The sequence below is a fragment of the Kitasatospora terrestris genome (assembly GCF_039542905.1).
Taxonomy (GTDB): Bacteria; Actinomycetota; Actinomycetes; order Streptomycetales; family Streptomycetaceae; genus Kitasatospora; species Kitasatospora terrestris.
The window spans coordinates 5,779,247-5,797,182 of sequence record NZ_BAABIS010000001.1 but is presented as its reverse complement, the minus strand read 5'-3'; the positions used below and the strand labels follow the sequence as shown (position 1 = coordinate 5,797,182).

Sequence of the window (17,936 nt, the reverse complement as noted above, 5' to 3'; positions counted from 1 at the left end):
TCCCGCGGGTCAGACGAACGGGTCGACCGCGATGACCACGAACAGCAGGGTCAGGTAGGTGATCGACCAGTGGAACAGCCGCATCTCCCTGAGCTTGGCGCCCACCAGCCCGGCCTTGGCGCGGGCCTGCAGGCCGTGCGCCTCCTTCAGCCAGAACGCGCCGAGCAGCACCGCGGAGACCGGGTACAGCCAGCTGGTGTTCCCCAGCGGCCAGAGCAGCAGCGAGACGCCGACCATCACCCAGGAGTAGACGACGATCTGCTTGGCCACCGCGACGTTGCCCTTGAGCACCGGCAGCATCGGCACGCCGGCCTTGGCGTAGTCGTCGCGGACCTTCATGGACAGCGGCCAGTAGTGCGGCGGCGTCCAGAAGAAGATCACCAGGAACAGCACCAGGGCCGACCAGGAGAGCTCGTTCGTCACCGCGGCCCAGCCGACGAAGACCGGCATGCAGCCGGCGATGCCGCCCCAGACGATGTTCTGCGCGGTGCGGCGCTTGAGGCCCAGCGTGTAGACGAAGACGTAGAACAGCAGCGCGGCCAGCGCCAGCGCCGCGGAGAGCGGGTTGACCAGGGCCCACAGCCAGACCGTGGAGCCGATCGCCAGCGCGATGCCGAAGACCAGGGCCTCGCGCGGCGACACCATGCCGGTGACGATCGGGCGGCGCTCGGTGCGGGACATCACGGCGTCGATGTCGCGGTCGATGTACATGTTGAGCGCGTTGGCGCCACCGGCCGACAGGTAGCCGCCGACGACGACCTCCAGCACCAGCAGCAGGTTCGGCACGCCGCGCTGGGCCAGGAACATCACCGGCACCGTGGTGATCAGCAGCAGCTCGATGATCCGCGGCTTGGTCAGTGCGACGAAGGCCCCGACGCGGGCCCCGATCGGCCGGTGCGCCGGAGTCGCCCCGGCCGCCCCGGCGGGGCGGGATTCGACGGCGGTCACGGACACCCCAACATTCGACGGACTTCCACAGGCGACCCCCGGACCGCAAGGGTGCCCGTGTCCGCTCTGCGCGTACCACGCCACCTTAGACGCTCCATATTCCCCGACCGGCCCCGGGGTGCCCCGGCGAGCCGAGAACTCGCCCGTCTTGCCCCTCGGACGGGCAAACCCTCCCCTGGCGGGTGAAGGTAGGACAGGAAAGTTGACACAGTGCGCCGGGAATGCCGCCCAGGTGTCCCCGGTTGTCCCGCCACGCAGGGTGAGGTGCCCCGTGGGCGGTAGGCTCGCACAGAGAAGCGGGATCAACCCTCCGTGACCGGAACCGTCTCCAAGTCGAGCCACAGCGGCGTGGCACGGCTCGGTCCCCTTCACGGGGTCACTCTTCACAAATTCGGAAGGAGCCCTGAGTCAGGGTGAGCACGACGCCGAACGTATTCGAGTGGAGCGAGCTGGACCAGAGGGCCGTCGACACGGCCCGAGTCCTGGCCATGGACGCCGTGCAGAAGGTGGGCAACGGTCACCCGGGCACCGCGATGTCCCTGGCCCCCGCCGCCTACCTGATCTTCCAGCGCTTCCTGCGCCACGACCCCACGGACCCGACCTGGGTGGGTCGAGACCGCTTCGTGCTCTCGCCGGGGCACACCTCGCTGACGCTCTACACCCAGCTGTTCCTGTCCGGTTACGGCCTGTCGCTGGACGACCTCAAGGCCTTCCGGGTCGCCGGCAGCCGGACCCCGGGCCACCCGGAGCACGGCCACACCGCGGGCGTGGAGACCACCACCGGCCCGCTCGGCCAGGGCATCGCCAACGCCGTGGGCATGGCGATGGCCGCCCGCTACGAGCGCGGCCTCTTCGACCCGGAGGCCCCGGCCGGCGAGTCGCCGTTCGACCACACCATCTGGGCGATCGTCTCCGACGGCGACCTGGAGGAGGGCGTTTCCGCCGAGGCCTCCTCGCTGGCCGGCCACCAGAAGCTGGGCAACCTGGTCGCGCTGTACGACGACAACCACATCTCGATCGAGGGCGACACCGAGACCGCCTTCTCCGAGGACGTGCTGGCCCGCTACGAGGCGTACGGCTGGCACGTGCAGCGGGTCACCCCGAAGGCCGACGGCGACATCGACGTGCACGCCCTGGCCACCGCGCTGGCCGAGGCCAAGGCGGAGACCTCCCGCCCGTCGATCATCGCGATGCGCACCATCATCGCCTGGCCGGCGCCGAACGCCCAGGACACCGCCAAGGCGCACGGCTCGGCCCTCGGCGACGCCGAGATCGCCGCCACCAAGAAGGTGCTGGGCTTCGACCCGACCAAGACCTTCGAGGTCACCGACACGGTGATCGAGCACGCCCGCGAGGTCGTGGCCCGCAACAAGGCCGTCCGCGAGAGCTGGGAGAAGTCCTTCCACGCGTGGCGCGGTGCCAACGCGGCGCGCGCGGCGGAGTTCGACCGGATCCAGATCGGCGAGCTGCCCGACGGCTGGGAGAAGGCCATCCCGGTCTTCCCCGCCGGCAAGGACGTCGCGACCCGCAAGGCCTCCGGCGACACCCTGAAGGCGATCGGCGCGCTCATCCCCGAGCTGTGGGGCGGTTCGGCCGACCTGGCCGAGTCCAACCTGACCACCATCGACGAGGAGTCCTCCTTCCTTCCGGAGGGCAACACGCTGAAGTCGGCCTCGCCGTACGGCCGCACCATCCACTACGGCATCCGCGAGCACGCCATGGGCTCCGTGATGAACGGCATCGCGCTGCACGGCCGCACCCGCATCTACGGCGGCACCTTCCTGGTGTTCTCCGACTACATGCGCCCGGCGGTCCGCCTGGCCGCGCTGATGAAGCTGCCGGTCACCTACGTCTGGACGCACGACTCGATCGGCCTCGGCGAGGACGGCCCGACCCACCAGCCGGTGGAGCACCTGGCCGCGCTGCGCGCCATCCCCGGCCTCGCGGTGGTCCGCCCCGGCGACGCCAACGAGACCGCCGTGGTCTGGCGGACCGTCATCGAGCGGCAGACCAGCCACCCCGGCCCGGTCGGCCTGGCGCTGACCCGCCAGGGCGTGCCCACCTGGGACCGCGAGGTGTTCGCCTCCGCCGAGGGCGCGGCCAAGGGCGGCTACGTGCTGGCCGAGGCCGAGGGCGCCTCGCCCAAGGTGATCCTGATCGGCACCGGCTCCGAGGTGCAGCTGGCCGTCCAGGCCCGCGAGGCGCTGGAGGCCGAGGGCATCCCGACCCGGGTGGTCTCGATGCCGTCGATCGAGTGGTTCAACGAGCAGGACCAGGCGTACCGCGACAGCGTGCTGCCGCCGAACGTCCGGGCCCGGGTCTCGGTCGAGGCGGGCATCGCCCAGGGCTGGCGCGAGCTGGTCGGCGACGCCGGTCGGATCATCAGCCTGGAGCACTTCGGCGCCTCCGCCGACTACAAGGTGCTGTACACGGAGTTCGGCATCACCGCCGAGGCCGTCGCCAACGCCGCCCGCGCCTCGCTCCGCACGGTCGAGGCCGTCTCCCGCTAAGCGCGTCACGGGCCGGGCAGCCGACCGCACATCGGCAGCCCGGCCCGTTCCACGGACCCCACCCGGACTTCTGAATACACGAGGGATGAAGCACCATGACTGACGCTCTGAAGCGCCTCAGCGACGAGGGCGTGGCGATCTGGCTGGACGACCTGAGCCGCGAGCGACTGAACTCCGGCAACCTGGCCGAGCTGGTGCAGGAGAAGCACGTGGTCGGCGTGACCACCAACCCGACCATCTTCCAGAAGGCGATCGGCGGCAACGGCGCCTACGCCGGCCAGCTGGAGGACCTCGCGGTCCGCAAGCTGACCACCGACGAGGCCGTCCGCATGATCACCACCTCGGACGTGCGCGACGCCGCCGACGTGCTGCGCCCGGTCTACGACGCCTCCAACGGCCGCGACGGCCGGGTCTCCATCGAGGTCGACCCGCGCCTGGCCCACAGCACCGCGGCGACGGTGGCCGAGGCCAAGCAGCTGTGGTGGCTGGTCGACCGCCCGAACGTGTTCATCAAGATCCCGGCCACCAAGGCCGGCCTGCCCGCCATCACCGCCGTGCTGGCCAAGGGCATCAGCGTCAACGTCACGCTGATCTTCTCGCTGGAGCGCTACCGCGAGGTGATGGACGCCTACCTGACCGGCCTGGAGCAGGCCAAGGCCACCGGCCTCGACCTCTCCTCGATCGAGTCGGTCGCGTCCTTCTTCGTCTCCCGCGTGGACACCGAGATCGACAAGCGCCTCGACAAGGTCGGCGGCGCCGCCAAGGAGCTCAAGGGCAAGGCCGCCCTGGCCAACGCCCGCCTCGCCTACCAGGCCTACGAAGAGGTGTTCTCCTCCGACCGCTGGAAGGCGCTGGAGGCCGCCGGCGCCAAGCCGCAGCGTCCGCTGTGGGCCTCCACCGGCGTCAAGGACCCGAACCTCCCGGACACCCTGTACGTGACCGAGCTGGTCGCCCCCGGCACCGTCAACACCATGCCCGAGGCCACCCTGGACGCCACCGACGACCACGGCGTGGTCACCGGTGACACCATCCGCCCGAACTACGCGGACGCCAAGGCCGTCCTGGAGGCCGTCGCGGCCGCCGGCGTCGACTACGACGACGTCGTCCAGGTGCTCGAGGACGAGGGCGTGGAGAAGTTCGAGACCTCCTGGAACGAGCTGCTCGCCACCGTCACCGCCACCCTCGCCGCCCACGGCGACCAGGCCTGATCCCTGCTCACGACTCGACGCAACGGAATTCGGAGCACACCACCAGTGAGCGACTCCTATCCCGAGGTGGAGCAGGGCGACCCCCCGGCTCCGCCCGCCAACCCGCTGCGCGATCCGGCCGACCGCCGACTGCCGAGGATCGCCGGGCCGTCCGGCCTGGTGATCTTCGGCGTCACCGGCGACCTGTCGCGCAAGAAGCTGATGCCCGCCATCTACGACCTGGCCAACCGCGGCCTGCTGCCGCCGGGCTTCTCGCTCGTCGGCTTCGCGCGCCGCGAGTGGGAGGACGAGGACTTCGCCAAGGAGGTCCACGACGCGGTCAAGCTGCACGCCCGGACGCCCTTCCGCGAGGAGGTCTGGCAGCAGCTCGCCAAGGGCATGCGCTTCATCCAGGGCACCTTCGACGACGACGACGCCTTCGACAAGCTCCGCTCCACCATCGAGGAGCTCGACAAGGCCCAGGGCACCGGCGGCAACTTCGCCTTCTACCTCTCGGTGCCGCCGAAGTTCTTCCCCACCGTGGTCCAGCAGCTGAAGAAGCACGGTCTGACCGACCCGCCGAAGGGCTCCTGGCGCCGCGCGGTGATCGAGAAGCCGTTCGGCCACGACCTGGAGTCCGCCCAGGAGCTGAACCGGATCGTCCACGAGGTCTTCCCCCGCGACGAGGTCTTCCGGATCGACCACTACCTGGGCAAGGAGACGGTCCAGAACATCCTGGCGCTGCGCTTCGCCAACCAGATGTTCGAGCCGATCTGGAACCGGTCGTACGTCGACCACGTGCAGATCACCATGGCCGAGGACATCGGCATCGGCGGCCGCGCCGGCTACTACGACGGCATCGGCTCGGCCCGTGACGTCATCCAGAACCACCTGCTCCAGCTGATGGCGCTCACCGCCATCGAGGAGCCGGCCTCGTTCCACCCCAAGGCCCTGGTCGCCGAGAAGCTCAAGGTGCTCAGCGCCGTCAAGCTCCCCGCCGACCTCGGCAAGCACACCGTGCGCGGCCAGTACGCGGCCGGCTGGCAGGGCGGCGAGGAGGTGGTCGGCTACCTGGACGAGGACGGCATCAACCCCGAGTCCAAGACCGACACCTACGCCGCCATCAAGCTGGAGATCAACAACCGCCGCTGGGCGGGCGTCCCGTTCTACCTGCGCACCGGCAAGCGGCTCGGCCGCCGGGTCACCGAGATCGCGGTGGTCTTCCAGCGCGCCCCGTACCTGCCGTTCGACTCCTACGCCACCGAGGAGCTGGGGCAGAACGCCCTGGTCATCCGGGTGCAGCCGGACGAGGGCGTCACCGTGCGGTTCGGCTCCAAGGTGCCGGGCACCGCGCTGGAGGTCCGGGACGTCACGATGGACTTCGCCTACGGCGAGTCCTTCACCGAGTCCAGCCCCGAGGCGTACGAGCGGCTCATCCTGGACGTGCTGCTGGGCGACGCCAACCTCTTCCCGCGCCACCAGGAGGTCGAGCTCTCCTGGCAGATCCTCGACCCGATCGAGAAGTACTGGGACACCCACGGCAAGCCCGCCCAGTACGCGGCCGGCACCTGGGGCCCGGTCGAGGCGGACGAGATGCTCGCACGAGACGGCAGGAGCTGGCGCCGGCCATGAAGATCGACCTGACGGACACCACCTCCAGCAAGATCAACAACGCGCTGATGGACGCGCGCCGGGCCAGCGGCTCCACCGCCGCCGGCATGGTGCTCACCCTGGTGATCGTGACCGACGAGGGCATGGCGTACGACGCCCTCAAGGCCGCCAACGACGCCTCCCGCGAGCACCCCTCGCGCACCCTCGCGGTGATCCGCCGCGAAGGCCGCTCGCCGCGCGCCCGGGCCGAGACCCGCCTCGACGCCGAGATCCTGGTCGGCTCCGACGCCGGCTCCGGCGAAACGGTCATCCTGCGGATGCACGGCGAACTCGCCTCGCACGCCCAGTCGGTCGTCCTGCCGCTGCTGCTGCCGGACGCCCCGGTCGTGGTCTGGTGGCCCGACAACGCGCCGCTGCACCCCGCGCACGACCCGCTGGGCGCCATCGCCCAGCGCCGGATCACCGACGCGGTCACCGCCGAGTCCCCGGTCGGCCAGCTCGCCCAGCGGGCCGCCAGCTACACCCCCGGCGACACCGACCTGGCCTGGACCCGGATCACCGGCTGGCGCTCCATGCTGGCCGCCGCGCTCGACCAGAAGCCCGTCAAGGTCACCGGCGCGGTGGTCGAGGGCGAGTCGTACAACCCCAGCGTCGAGCTGCTCGGCCTGTGGCTGCACAACCGCCTGCGGGTGCCGGTCGAGCGGCTGGTCACCAACGGCCCCGGCATCACCGCCGTCCGCCTCAGGACCAAGGACGGCGAGATCGTCCTGGACCGTCCCGACGGCCTGCTGGGCACCCTCTCGATGCCCGGCGCGCCGGACCGGATGGTCGCCCTCAAGCGGCGCGACACCGCTGAGCTGATCTCCGAGGAGATGCGCCGGCTCGACCCGGACGACATCTACGCCACCGCCGTCCGCACCCCGGTCGACCGGCTCAAGGAACCCGCCGGCACGGCCGCTCCGGCCCCCGCCGCCGTCTCCGAGGCCGCGGTCGCCGCCCCGCCGGTCCGGGTCACCGCCAAGGTGCCCGCCGCGGAGCAGGACCCGGCACCGGCGAAGAAGGCCGCCGCCCGCAAGGCGCCGGCCAAGAAGACTGCGGTCGGCACCAAGAAGGCCGCCGCGCCGCGCAAGCGGAGCGGCGCATGAGCGGGCCGAGCGAGCAGTCGGGCACGACCGCCGCGCCGTGGACGCGGACCACCGGGCGAAGCGGGGCGGGAGCATGACCGCGGCCACCCCGCAGCTGGTCGTCCACCGCGACAAGGAGCTGATGGCCCAGGCCGCCGCCGCGCGCCTCATCACCCGGATCGTGGACGCCCAGGCCGCCCGCGGCACCGCCTCCGTGGTGCTCACCGGCGGACGCAACGGAAACGCCCTGCTGGCCGCGATCGCCGCCTCCCCGGCGCGCGACGCGGTCGACTGGGCCCGCCTCGACCTGTGGTGGGGCGACGAGCGGTACGTGCCCTCCGCCGACCCGGAGCGCAACGCCGTCCAGGCCCGGGACGAGCTGCTCGCCCGGGTGCCGCTCGACCCGGCCCGGGTGCACGAGATGCCCGCCTCCGACGGCCCCGACGGCTCCGACGTGGAGGCCGCCGCGGCCCGCTACGCCGAGGAGCTCGCCAAGGCCGCCGAGCCGGGCTCCCGGCTCGGGGTGCCCGCCTTCGACGTGCTGCTGCTCGGCGTCGGCCCGGACACCCACGTCGCCTCGCTCTTCCCCGGCCACCCCGGTGTCCGGGAGGGCGAGCGGACCGTCGTCGGCGTGCGCGGGGCCCCCAAGCCCCCGCCCACCCGGGTCTCGCTGACCCTCCCGGCGATCCGGGCGGCCCGCGAGGTCTGGCTGCTCGCCGCCGGCGAGGACAAGGCAGACGCGGTCGCCCTGGCCCTCACCGGCCCCGGCGAGATCCAGGCGCCCGCCTCCGGCGCGTACGGCACGGCCCGCACCCTGTGGCTCCTCGACCGCACCGCCGCGGCGAAGATCCCGCCCCAGCTCTACCCGCCGGCCTCGGCCTGACGGCCCTTCGGTACGGCACGGTCCGGTCCCGGCTCCTCGGGACCGGGCCGTCGTGCGTCCGGCGCCGGACGCGCCGAAGGGCGCCGCCGACCGGTGGTCGGGGCGCCCTTCGGAGGGGTGCTCAGATCTCGCCGCGGAGCTTGGCGAGGGCCTCGGCGAGGATGGCCTCGCCGTCGGCGTCGGTGCGGCGCTCGCGGACGTACGCGAGGTGCGTCTTGTAGGGCTCGTTGCGGGCCGGGGCCGGGGGGTTGTCCTGGTCCTGGCCGGCCGGGAAGCCGCAGCGCGGGCAGTCCCAGGTGTCCGGGATGGCCGCTTCGGCGGCGAAGCTGGGGCGCGTCTCGTGCTTGTTCGCGCACCAGAAGGAGATCCGATTGCGGGGGGCGGACTCGCCGCGCTCCGCCTCGCCCATCGGGCCTGCGCCGACTCTGCTGCCTCGGATGGCGTTGCCACTTGCCACGGTCTGACTCCCTGCGTGCTGGTGCCGTCCGGCCGCGGCGTGCTCCGGGCGGCGGCGAAGTCCACCTAGTGTAAGCGGGAGTTAAGAATCTGCCACCACCGCCTCCACGGGCGGCCGGCTCCCCCGCCGGTCGGGCCGAACGTCAGCCCTGGCCCTTGTACTTGAGCAGCAGGCCGAGCACCACGATGCAGGCGAACCAGGCCAGGCCCACCACGACGGTGATGCGGTCGAGGTTGCGCTCGGCCACCGCCGAGCCGCCGCCGGTCGACATCGCACCGCCACCGAACATGTCGGACAGGCCGCCGCCCTTCCCCTTGTGCAGCAGCACCAGGAGGATCATCAGCATGCTCAGGATGATCAGGGCAATCGAGAATCCCATAACCACGGCGGGACCAACTCTCTCGTTCATTCGGCGAAGGGGCCGGCACCGCTGTGTCGCGGTCCGGCCCCAAAGCCTACGTTGCTGCGGCGGCGTTAGCCTACTGCCTGCTCACGGTAGCGCACGATCTTGACGAACTCGTCGGCGTCCAGGGAGGCACCGCCGATCAGTGCGCCGTCCACGTCGGGCTTGGCCATCAGGCCGGCCGCGCTGGAGGACTTCACCGAACCGCCGTAGAGGACGCGGACCTTCTCGGCCAGCTCGGCGTCGTACAGCTCGGCCAGGCGGCCGCGGATGGCACCGCAGACCTCCTGGGCGTCCTCGGGGGTCGCCACCTCGCCGGTGCCGATCGCCCAGACCGGCTCGTACGCGACGACGATCGACTCGGCGTCGGAGGCCGGGACGTCGGCGAGCGCGCCGTCGAGCTGGGCCAGGGTGTACGCGACGTGGGTGCCGGCCTTGCGGATCTCCAGCGGCTCGCCGATGCACAGGATCGGGGTGATCCCGTTCCGGTAGGCGGCCTTGACCTTGGCGTTGACGATCTCCTCGTTCTCGCCGTGGTACTGGCGGCGCTCGGAGTGGCCGATCACCGCGTAGGCGCACTTGAGCTTGGAGAGCATCGGGCCGGAGATCTCGCCGGTGTAGGCACCGGAGTCGTGCTGCGAGACGTCCTGCGAGCCGTACTTGATCTTCAGCTTGTCGCCGTCGACCAGGGTCTGCACCGAGCGCAGGTCGGTGAAGGGGACCATCACCGCGACCTCGACGGCCTCGTAGTCCTTGTCGGCCAGCGCGAAGGCCAGCTTCTGGGTGTGCTGGATGGCCTCGAGGTGGTTGAGGTTCATCTTCCAGTTGCCCGCCATCAGCGGGAGACGCTCAGTCATCGTGCCCTCAGTCTTCCAGGGCGGTGAGACCGGGGAGCTGCTTGCCCTCCAGGTACTCCAGGCTCGCGCCACCGCCGGTCGAGATGTGTCCGAACTTCGCCTCGTCGAAGCCCAGGATGCGGACGGCCGCGGCGGAGTCGCCGCCACCGACCACGGTGAACGCGTCGCCGTCCACCAGCGCCTGGGCGACCGCCCGGGTGCCGTCGGCGAACGCCGGGTGCTCGAAGACGCCCATCGGGCCGTTCCAGAACACGGTGGCCGCGTCGGCGATCTTCTCGGCGAACAGCGCCGCGGTGCGCGGGCCGATGTCCAGGCCGAGCGCGCCGTCCGGGATGGCCTCCACGTCGACCACCGCGAAGTCCTCGACCGGGGCGCCGCCCTTGACGTCGGGGAAGCTGCCGGAGACCGCGGTGTCGACCGGGATCACGAACTCGACGCCCTGCTCGGCGCCGCGCTTCAGGTAGTCCTGGACGACCGGGATCTGGTCCTCCTGCAGCAGCGAGGCGCCGACGCCGTGGCCCTGGGCCGCGATGAAGGTGTACATCATGCCGCCGCCGATGAGGATCCGGTCGGCCTTGCCGAGCAGGTTCTCGATCACGCCGACCTTGTCGGAGACCTTGGAGCCGCCGAGCACCACCACGTACGGGCGGGCCACCTCGTCGGTCAGGCGCTTGAGCACGCCGACCTCGGTGGCGATCAGGTCGCCGACGGCGTGCGGCAGGCGGGCCGGCAGGTCGAACACCGAGGCGTGCTTGCGGTGCACCGCGCCGAAGCCGTCGCCGACGTAGAGGTCGGCGAGGGCGGCCAGCTCGTCCGCGAAGGCGCCGCGCTCGGCGTCGTCCTTGCTGGTCTCGCCGGCGTTGAAGCGCAGGTTCTCGAGCAGCGTGACCTCGCCGTCGCCGAGGGCGGCGACGGTGGCCTTCGCGCTGTCGCCCACGGTGTCGGTCGCGAACGTGACCGGCTTGCCGAGGATCTCCCCGAGCCGGACGGCGACCGGGGCGAGCGAGAACTGCGGGTCGGGCTCGCCCTTGGGGCGGCCGAGGTGCGAGGCGACGACCACGCGGGCGCCGCGCTCCAGCAGCTTGGCGATGGTCGGCGCGACGGCGCGGATCCGGCCGTCGTCGGTGATCGTGCCGCCGGACAGCGGCACATTGAGGTCGGCGCGGACGAACACCCGCCGGCCTGCAACGTCGAGGTCTTCGATCGTCTTCACGGTCTGGTTGTCTCCTGGGGAGAAAGTGGCTGACGGCTCGGCGACGAGCCGTCGGAGAGAGTGAGGGTACGTGTGCAGAGGAAGGGCCCGGGAGGCCGTCGTGCGCCTTCCGGGCCCTGCCCCTTACATCACGTCAGCTCCCGCTGCGGTCAGAGCTGGCCACCGACGAGGGTGGTCAGGTTCACCAGGCGGTTAGAGTAGCCCCACTCGTTGTCGTACCAGCCGAGCACCTTGACCTGGTTGCCCTGGACCATGGTCAGCTGGGCGTCGAAGATGCAGGAGTGCGGGTCGTTGACGATGTCCGAGGAGACGATCGGGTCCTCGGTGTAGGCCAGGATGCCCTTGAGCGCACCCTCCTGGGCGGCCTTCTGGAACGCGGCGTTGACCTCGTCCTTGGTGACCTCGCGCTCCAGGGTGACGACCAGGTCCGTGATCGAGCCGGTCGGGACCGGGACGCGCAGCGAGGTGCCGTCCAGCTTGCCCTTCAGCTCCGGCAGGACCAGGGCGGTCGCCTTGGCGGCACCGGTCGAGGTCGGGATGATGTTCTGCGAGGCCGCGCGGGCGCGACGCAGGTCCTTGTGCGGGAAGTCCAGCGTGACCTGGTCGTTGGTGAACGCGTGCACCGTGGTCATCAGGCCCTTGACGATGCCGAAGTTCTCGTTCAGCACCTTCGCCATCGGCGCCACGCAGTTGGTGGTGCAGGAGGCGTTGGAGATGATCTCGTGCGCCGCCGCGTCGTACTTGTCGTCGTTGACACCGAGGACGATGGTGATGTCCTCATCGGTGGCGGGCGCGGAGATCAGGACCTTCTTCGCACCGGCGGTGATGTGCTTCTTCGCAGCATCGGCCTTGGTGAAGATGCCGGTGGACTCGACGACGATGTCGGCGCCCAGGGCGGCCCAGGGGAGGTTGGCGGGGTCGCGCTCGGCGGTCACCTTGAAGGTGTGGCCGTCGACGGTGATGCTGTCCTCGGTGTGCGAGACCTCGCCGGGGAAGGTACCAAGGGTGGTGTCGTACTTGAGCAGGTGAGCCAGGGTCTTGGTGTCGGTCAGGTCATTGACACCGACGATCTCGATGTCAGCGCCCTGGGACTTGACCGCGCGGAAGAAGTTGCGGCCGATACGGCCGAAGCCGTTGATTCCTACCCGGATCGTCACGAACCGATCTCCTCATTGGTACGCCGGCCGAAGCCGACGAGATGGAAATTGGGTTGTCCCCGACCACCACTGACCCTACCTCCCCGGGCCGCGCCGAGGCACATCGCCTCTCCGGAAACAACAGCCGAGGGACGCGAGCAACATCACTTCTGGATGTCGCCCGCGTCCCTCGTCCAACTCGTCGGCAGCGCCCGGACCGTCCGGCCACGTCAGCTCAGTGCCATCTCCTCGGTCAGGTTCGCCTCGGTGTTCGGCAGGCCGAGCTCGGCGGCCCGCTTGTCGGCCATCGCCAGCAGGCGGCGGATCCGGCCGGCCACCGCGTCCTTGGTCAGCGGGGGGTCGGCGAGCGCGCCCAGCTCCTCCAGCGAGGCCTGCTTGTGCTGCATCCGCAGCTGGCCGGCGGCCGCCAGGTGCTCCGGCACCTCCTCGCCGAGGATCTCCAGCGCCCGCTGCACCCGCGCGCCGGCCGCGACCGCGGCCCGGGCCGAGCGGCGCAGGTTGGCGTCGTCGAAGTTGGCCAGCCGGTTGGCGGTGGCCCGCACCTCGCGGCGCATCCGCCGCTCCTCCCAGGCCAGCACCGACTCGTGCGCGCCCAGCCGGGTCAGCAGCGCGCCGATCGCGTCGCCGTCCCGGATCACCACCCGGTCCACCCCGCGGACCTCGCGGGCCTTCGCCGGGATCCCGAGCCGCCGGGCCGCGCCGACCAGGGCCAGTGCCGCCTCCGAGCCGGGGCAGGTGATCTCCAGGGAGGAGGACCTGCCGGGCTCGGTCAGCGAGCCGTGCGCCAGGAACGCGCCGCGCCACGCCGCCTCGGCGTCGCAGGTCGCGCCCGAGACCACCGCCGGGGGGAGCCCCCGGATCGGCCGTCCCCGCCCGTCCACCAGCCCGGTCTGCCGGGCCAGCAGCTCGCCGTCCTTCACCACCCGCACCACGTACCGGCTGCCGCGACGCAGGCCGCCGGGGGCCATCACCACCAGATCCGAGGAGTGTCCGAAGATCTCCAGGAGGTCCTTGCGCAGCCGCCGTGCCGCAATGCCGGTGTCCAGCTCCGCCTCGATCACGATGCGGCCGCTCACAATGTGCAGTCCGCCCGCGAAACGCAGGATCGCCGAGACCTCCGCCTTGCGGCAGCAGGCACGGGTGACGGGAAGCCGGGAGATCTCATCCTTCACCGCTGCCGTCATCGCCATGGGCCGATCCTTCCATGAGTCCGGAAAATCCGGTCGTACGCGGCTGCCAAGAGCTCCGGGTCGTGTCGCGGCGTGCCGTCCGCGCGGGCCACCCGGCCGAGCACCAGGGAGGCTCCCATCCGCTCGGCGGCCTTCTCCAGCCCCGCGAGGTCCGACACGCCGAAGGCGCCGCCGGTGACGGCCCGCTCGTCCACCAGGATCGCATCCACCGCGAGGTCCGGGGCGTGGTCGAAGATCACGTCCAGGTGGCGCTGCGGGGTGAAGCCCTCGGTCTCGCCCGGCTGCGGGGCCAGGTTGAGGGTGAGCAGCCGGCGGGCGCGGGTCTCGGTGAGCGCCCGGGCCAGTTCGGGGACCAGCAGGTGGGGCAGCACGCTGGTGAACCAGGAGCCCGGGCCGAGCACCACCCAGTCCGCCTCCAGGACCGCCTGGACGGCCTCCGGGACGGCCGGCGGCTCGTCCGGCAGCAGCCGGACCGACTCCACCGTGCCCGGCGTGACCGCCACGCTGGCCTGGCCGCGGACCGCGGTCACCTCGGTCGGCCGGGCCGGGTCGTGGCCGCGCACCTGCGCCTCGATGTCCAGCGGGACGGCCGACATCGGCAGCACCCGGCCCTGGACGTTGAGCAGCCGGCCCACCCAGTTCAGCGCCTCCACCGGGTCGCCGAGCTTCTCCCACAGCGCGACGATCAGCAGGTTGCCGACGGCGTGGCCGCCCAGCTCCCCGGTGCCGGTGAAGCGCTGCTGGATCACCTCGGACCAGGTGCGGCCCCAGTCGTCGTCCCCGCACAGCGCGGCCAGCGCCTTGCGCAGGTCACCCGGCGGCAGCACGCCCAGCTCGGCGCGCAGCCGGCCGCTGGAGCCGCCGTCGTCGGCGACGGTGACCACGGCGGTCAGCTCGGTGGTCAGCCGGCGCAGCGCCGACAGCGAGGCGGACAGCCCCTGGCCGCCGCCCAGCGCGGCGATCCGGGGCGCGCCGGGGCGGTGCTGCTGCTTCTGCGCGGGCCGGCCCTGCTGCTGGGCGGCGCGGCTGGAGTGTTGGGACGCTCGCTCGGCGGGCCGGTACTGCTGCTGCCGTGCTGGCGAGTATCCCGTCACGCCGACCCCACGTTCCTGTCTCATGCTCCTTCGAGCGACCGGCGGGGCGCCGCCGTCACTCCCGGGGCGTCACTCCCTGCCCATGTCGCGGTGGACCAGCACCGTCTCCACGCCGTCCGCGATCAGACGCTTCGTCAACCGCTCGGACATCGCGACGCTGCGGTGCTTGCCACCGGTGCAGCCTACGGCAAGAGTCATGTAGCGCTTGCCCTCGCGCCGGTAACCCTCCGTGACGATGCGCAGCAACTCGGTGTACCCGTCCAGGAACTCCTGGGCGCCGGGCTGCTGGAACACGTACTCTGCCACGTCCGCGTCGGTTCCGGTACGGGCGCGCAGCTCGGGCACCCAGTGCGGGTTCGGCAGGAAGCGGCAGTCCACCACCAGGTCGGCGTCGACCGGCAGGCCGTACTTGAAGCCGAAGGACATCACGGTGGCCCGCAGCTCCGGCTCGTCGTTGCCGCTGAACTGGGCGTCGAACTTGGCGCGCAGCTGGTGCACGTTGAGGTTGGAGGTGTCGATCACCAGGTCGGCCTCGCCGCGCAGCTCGCGCAGCAGGTCGCGCTCGCGCTCGATGCCGTCGACGATCCGGCCGTCGCCCTGCAGCGGGTGCGGGCGGCGGACGTTCTCGAAGCGGCGCACCAGCGCCTCGTCGGAGGACTCCAGGAAGACCACCCGCAGCCGGACGCCGCGCTTCTCCAGCTCGTCGAGCGAGGTCAGCAGCTCGTCGAAGAAGCTGCGGCTGCGCACGTCGACCACCACGCCGATGCGCGGCACCGCGCCCTGCGAGCGGGCCCCCAGGTCGACCATGGTCGGGATCAGGGCCGGCGGCAGGTTGTCGACCACGAACCAGCCGAGGTCCTCCAGGCACTTCGCGGCGGTGGACCGGCCGGCCCCGGACATGCCGGAGATGATCACCAGCTCGGGGACGCTCTCTCCCCCGTTGGACACTGTCACGTCGGTTCCCCGCTCTCGGTGGTACTGCTCAGGTCGCGACCGGCCGGCCCGGCGGCCCCGTCGCCGCCGTGGTCACGGTCGTCGCTGTCGTCAATGATCTCGCCCGTGGCGGTGTTCACCGCGAATGCGGCGGGTGTACGGGAGGCCAAGGCTGCGGCAACAGTCTCCGCAGTCCGGCGACCGACCCCCGGCACCTCGCACAGCTCGTCCACGGTGGCCGCGCGCAGCTTCTTCAGCGAACCGAAGTGCTTCAGCAGGGCCTGGCGGCGAGTCTCTCCGAGGCCGGGGACGGAGTCCAGTTCCCCCGCCGTGAGCCGCTTGGAGCGCTTGGCGCGCTGGTAGCCGATGGCGAACCGGTGCGCCTCGTCGCGCACCCGCTGCAGCAGGTACAGGCCCTCGCTGCTGCGCGGCAGCACCACCGGGTCGTCCTGGCCGGGCAGCCAGACCTCCTCCAGCCGCTTGGCCAGGCCGCACAGCGCCACGTCGTCGATGCCGAGCTCGTCCAGCGCCCGCTGGGCCGCCGCCACCTGCGGCTGCCCGCCGTCCACCACCAGCAGCTGCGGCGGGTAGGCGAAGCGGCGGGGGCGGCCGTCCTCGGTGCGGGTCGGGTCCTCCGCGGTGCCCGTCACGTCCGCGGTGTCCGCGGCCTCGGCGGTGTCGGCGGTGTCCACGGTGTCCTCGCCCGCCTCGGGGACCGCCCACTCGCCGGTCTGCTCGCGCTCCTGCAGGTAGCGGCGGAAGCGGCGGCCGATCACCTCGTGCATCGAGCGGACGTCGTCCTGCCCGGCGAAGCCCTTGATCTGGAAGCGCCGGTACTCGCTCTTGCGGGCCAGGCCGTCCTCGAAGACCACCATCGAGGCGACCACGTCCTCGCCCTGCAGGTGCGAGATGTCGAAGCACTCGATCCGCAGCGGGACGGAGTCGAGCTCCAGCGCGTCGGCGATCTCCTGCAGCGCCCGGCTGCGGGTGGTCAGGTCGGAGGCGCGCTTGGTCTTGTGCAGCGCCAGCGCCTGCTGGGCGTTGCGCCGGACCGTCTCCATCAGGTCCTTCTTGTCACCGCGGTGCGGCACCCGCAGGTCGACCTGGGCGCCGCGCAGGCCGGACAGCCACTCGCGCACCGCGTCGTCCGGCACCGCCGGCACCAGCACCTCGCGCGGCACCGGCTCGGTGCCCGCGCCGTACAGCTGCTGCAGCGCGTGCTCCACCAGCGCGACCGTGTCCACGTCCTCGACCTTGTCGGTCACCCAGCCGCGCTGGCCGCGCACCCGGCCGCCGCGCACGTGGAAGATCTGCACCGCCGCCTCCAGCTCGTCCTCCGCGAGGGCCAGCAGGTCGGCGTCGGTGCCGTCCGCGAGGACGACCGCGTTCTTCTCCATCGCCCGCTTCAGCGCGCCGAGGTCGTCACGCAGCCGGGCGGCCTTCTCGTACTCCATCTCGGCGGCCGCGTCCTGCATCTGCTGCTCCAGGCGGCGCAGGTAGTTGCCGGTGCGGCCGGCCATGAAGTCGCAGAACTCCTCGGCCAGGCCGCGGTGCTCGGCCGCCGACACCTTGCCCACGCACGGCGCCGCGCACTTGCCGATGTACCCCAGCAGGCACGGCCGCCCGACCTGCTGCGCCCGCTTGAAGACGCCGTTGGAGCACGTCCGCACCGGGAAGACCCGCAGCAGCAGGTCCACCGTCTCGCGGATCGCCCACGCGTGCCCGTACGGTCCGAAGTAGCGCACGCCCTTCTTGTGCGCGCCGCGCATCACCTGGACCCGGGGGAACTCCTCGTTCAGCGTGACGGCCAGCTCCGGGTAGCTCTTGTCGTCCCGGTACTTCACGTTGAACCGCGGGTCGAACTCCTTGATCCAGGAGTACTCCAGCTGGAGCGCCTCGACCTCGGTGCCGACCACCGTCCACTCCACCGACGCGGCGGTGGTGACCATCGTCGCCGTGCGCGGGTGGAGGTTGGACAGGTCCTGGAAGTACGAGGAGAGCCGCGGCCGCAGGCTCTTCGCCTTGCCGACGTAGATGACCCGCCCGTGGGCGTCGCGGAACTTGTACACCCCGGGCGAGACCGGAATCGCCCCCGGGGCCGGACGGTAGGTGGACGGGTCAGCCATAACCCCTACCGTACCGATTGCCGGTGACACCACGTGGCCGCATCCGCAGGCCGGACGGCGCCGCCGCCGCCGTCCTTGAGTCTCCCGCGGGGGAGACGGGAGAGCGGCGGGCGTGGACGGCGACGCGCTCCTCACCACCGGCGGCCTGGCCCGGCGGACCGGGCCCACGGTCAAGACCATCCGGTTCCACGCGGACAGCGGGATCGTGCCGCCGACGGACCGCAGCCCGGCCGGACGAGCGGG

15 protein-coding genes and 1 pseudogene are annotated in these 17,936 nt (G+C 71.7%); 6 read left to right on the top strand and 10 right to left on the bottom strand.

All coding sequences use genetic code 11. The annotated features are described in order from the left end of the window. Window positions 1-9: 9 nt before the first annotated feature. Window positions 10-948: a heme o synthase gene (locus tag ABEB06_RS26600; protein ID WP_345701999.1), complete on the bottom strand. Its 939-nt coding sequence runs from the start codon at window positions 946-948 to the stop codon at window positions 10-12. A 413-nt stretch (window positions 949-1,361) separates the two neighbouring features. Here ABEB06_RS26600 and tkt point away from each other — a divergent pair, with 413 nt between their 5' ends. From tkt to pgl, 5 genes are all read left to right on the top strand, one after another. Continuing rightward, window positions 1,362-3,458 carry a transketolase gene (gene tkt, locus ABEB06_RS26595; RefSeq protein ID WP_345699410.1) on the top strand — a complete coding sequence of 699 codons (2,097 nt, stop codon included), beginning with the start codon at window positions 1,362-1,364 and terminating at the stop codon, window positions 3,456-3,458. Window positions 3,459-3,553: 95 nt separating this feature from the next. Then, window positions 3,554-4,666, top strand: a complete 1,113-nt coding sequence (gene tal, locus ABEB06_RS26590; protein ID WP_345699409.1) for a transaldolase — start codon at window positions 3,554-3,556, stop codon at window positions 4,664-4,666. A 66-nt stretch (window positions 4,667-4,732) separates the two neighbouring features. Then, the gene (gene zwf / locus ABEB06_RS26585; protein ID WP_345701998.1) at window positions 4,733-6,277 is read left to right on the top strand and encodes a glucose-6-phosphate dehydrogenase; all 1,545 of its coding nucleotides are present in this window, start codon (window positions 4,733-4,735) and stop codon (window positions 6,275-6,277) included. Further along, window positions 6,274-7,401, top strand: coding sequence for a glucose-6-phosphate dehydrogenase assembly protein OpcA (opcA, locus tag ABEB06_RS26580; protein WP_345699408.1), 1,128 nt, complete (start codon window positions 6,274-6,276; stop codon window positions 7,399-7,401). The genes zwf and opcA overlap by 4 nt, the downstream gene beginning before the upstream one ends. 73 nt (window positions 7,402-7,474) lie before the next feature. Continuing rightward, a complete protein-coding gene (gene pgl / locus ABEB06_RS26575) occupies window positions 7,475-8,263 on the top strand; it encodes a 6-phosphogluconolactonase (RefSeq protein ID WP_345699407.1) in 789 nt (262 codons plus the stop codon). A gap of 121 nt (window positions 8,264-8,384) precedes the next feature. Here pgl and ABEB06_RS26570 read toward each other — a convergent pair whose 3' ends face one another. From ABEB06_RS26570 to uvrC, 9 genes are all read right to left on the bottom strand, one after another. Next, window positions 8,385-8,672, bottom strand: a complete 288-nt coding sequence (locus ABEB06_RS26570) for an RNA polymerase-binding protein RbpA (protein WP_393077731.1) — start codon at window positions 8,670-8,672, stop codon at window positions 8,385-8,387. Between the two features lie 190 nt (window positions 8,673-8,862). Continuing rightward, the gene (gene secG, locus ABEB06_RS26565) at window positions 8,863-9,105 is read right to left on the bottom strand and encodes a preprotein translocase subunit SecG (RefSeq protein WP_345699405.1); all 243 of its coding nucleotides are present in this window, start codon (window positions 9,103-9,105) and stop codon (window positions 8,863-8,865) included. A gap of 89 nt (window positions 9,106-9,194) precedes the next feature. Then, window positions 9,195-9,980 (bottom strand): triose-phosphate isomerase, encoded by a 786-nt coding sequence (gene tpiA / locus ABEB06_RS26560; RefSeq protein ID WP_345699404.1) that lies wholly within the window; start codon window positions 9,978-9,980, stop codon window positions 9,195-9,197. Between the two features lie 7 nt (window positions 9,981-9,987). After that, window positions 9,988-11,193 (bottom strand): phosphoglycerate kinase, encoded by a 1,206-nt coding sequence (locus ABEB06_RS26555; RefSeq protein ID WP_345699403.1) that lies wholly within the window; start codon window positions 11,191-11,193, stop codon window positions 9,988-9,990. A 149-nt stretch (window positions 11,194-11,342) separates the two neighbouring features. Then, a complete protein-coding gene (gene gap, locus ABEB06_RS26550) occupies window positions 11,343-12,350 on the bottom strand; it encodes a type I glyceraldehyde-3-phosphate dehydrogenase (RefSeq protein ID WP_345699402.1) in 1,008 nt (335 codons plus the stop codon). Window positions 12,351-12,559: 209 nt separating this feature from the next. Then, window positions 12,560-13,540 (bottom strand): DNA-binding protein WhiA, encoded by a 981-nt coding sequence (whiA, locus tag ABEB06_RS26545; RefSeq protein WP_253794268.1) that lies wholly within the window; start codon window positions 13,538-13,540, stop codon window positions 12,560-12,562. Continuing rightward, complete coding sequence (locus ABEB06_RS26540) at window positions 13,531-14,634, bottom strand: gluconeogenesis factor YvcK family protein (RefSeq protein ID WP_425559803.1); 1,104 nt, start codon at window positions 14,632-14,634, stop codon at window positions 13,531-13,533. Before ABEB06_RS26540 ends, whiA begins: the two co-directional genes overlap by 10 nt. A gap of 69 nt (window positions 14,635-14,703) precedes the next feature. After that, window positions 14,704-15,582, bottom strand: coding sequence for an RNase adapter RapZ (gene rapZ / locus ABEB06_RS26535; RefSeq protein ID WP_345701997.1), 879 nt, complete (start codon window positions 15,580-15,582; stop codon window positions 14,704-14,706). A 2-nt stretch (window positions 15,583-15,584) separates the two neighbouring features. Then, window positions 15,585-17,693, bottom strand: a complete 2,109-nt coding sequence (gene uvrC / locus ABEB06_RS26530; protein ID WP_345699400.1) for an excinuclease ABC subunit UvrC — start codon at window positions 17,691-17,693, stop codon at window positions 15,585-15,587. A 112-nt stretch (window positions 17,694-17,805) separates the two neighbouring features. Here uvrC and ABEB06_RS26525 point away from each other — a divergent pair. Next, window positions 17,806-17,928, top strand: a pseudogene (locus ABEB06_RS26525) (MerR family transcriptional regulator); the annotation flags it as partial. Window positions 17,929-17,936: the final 8 nt, after the last annotated feature.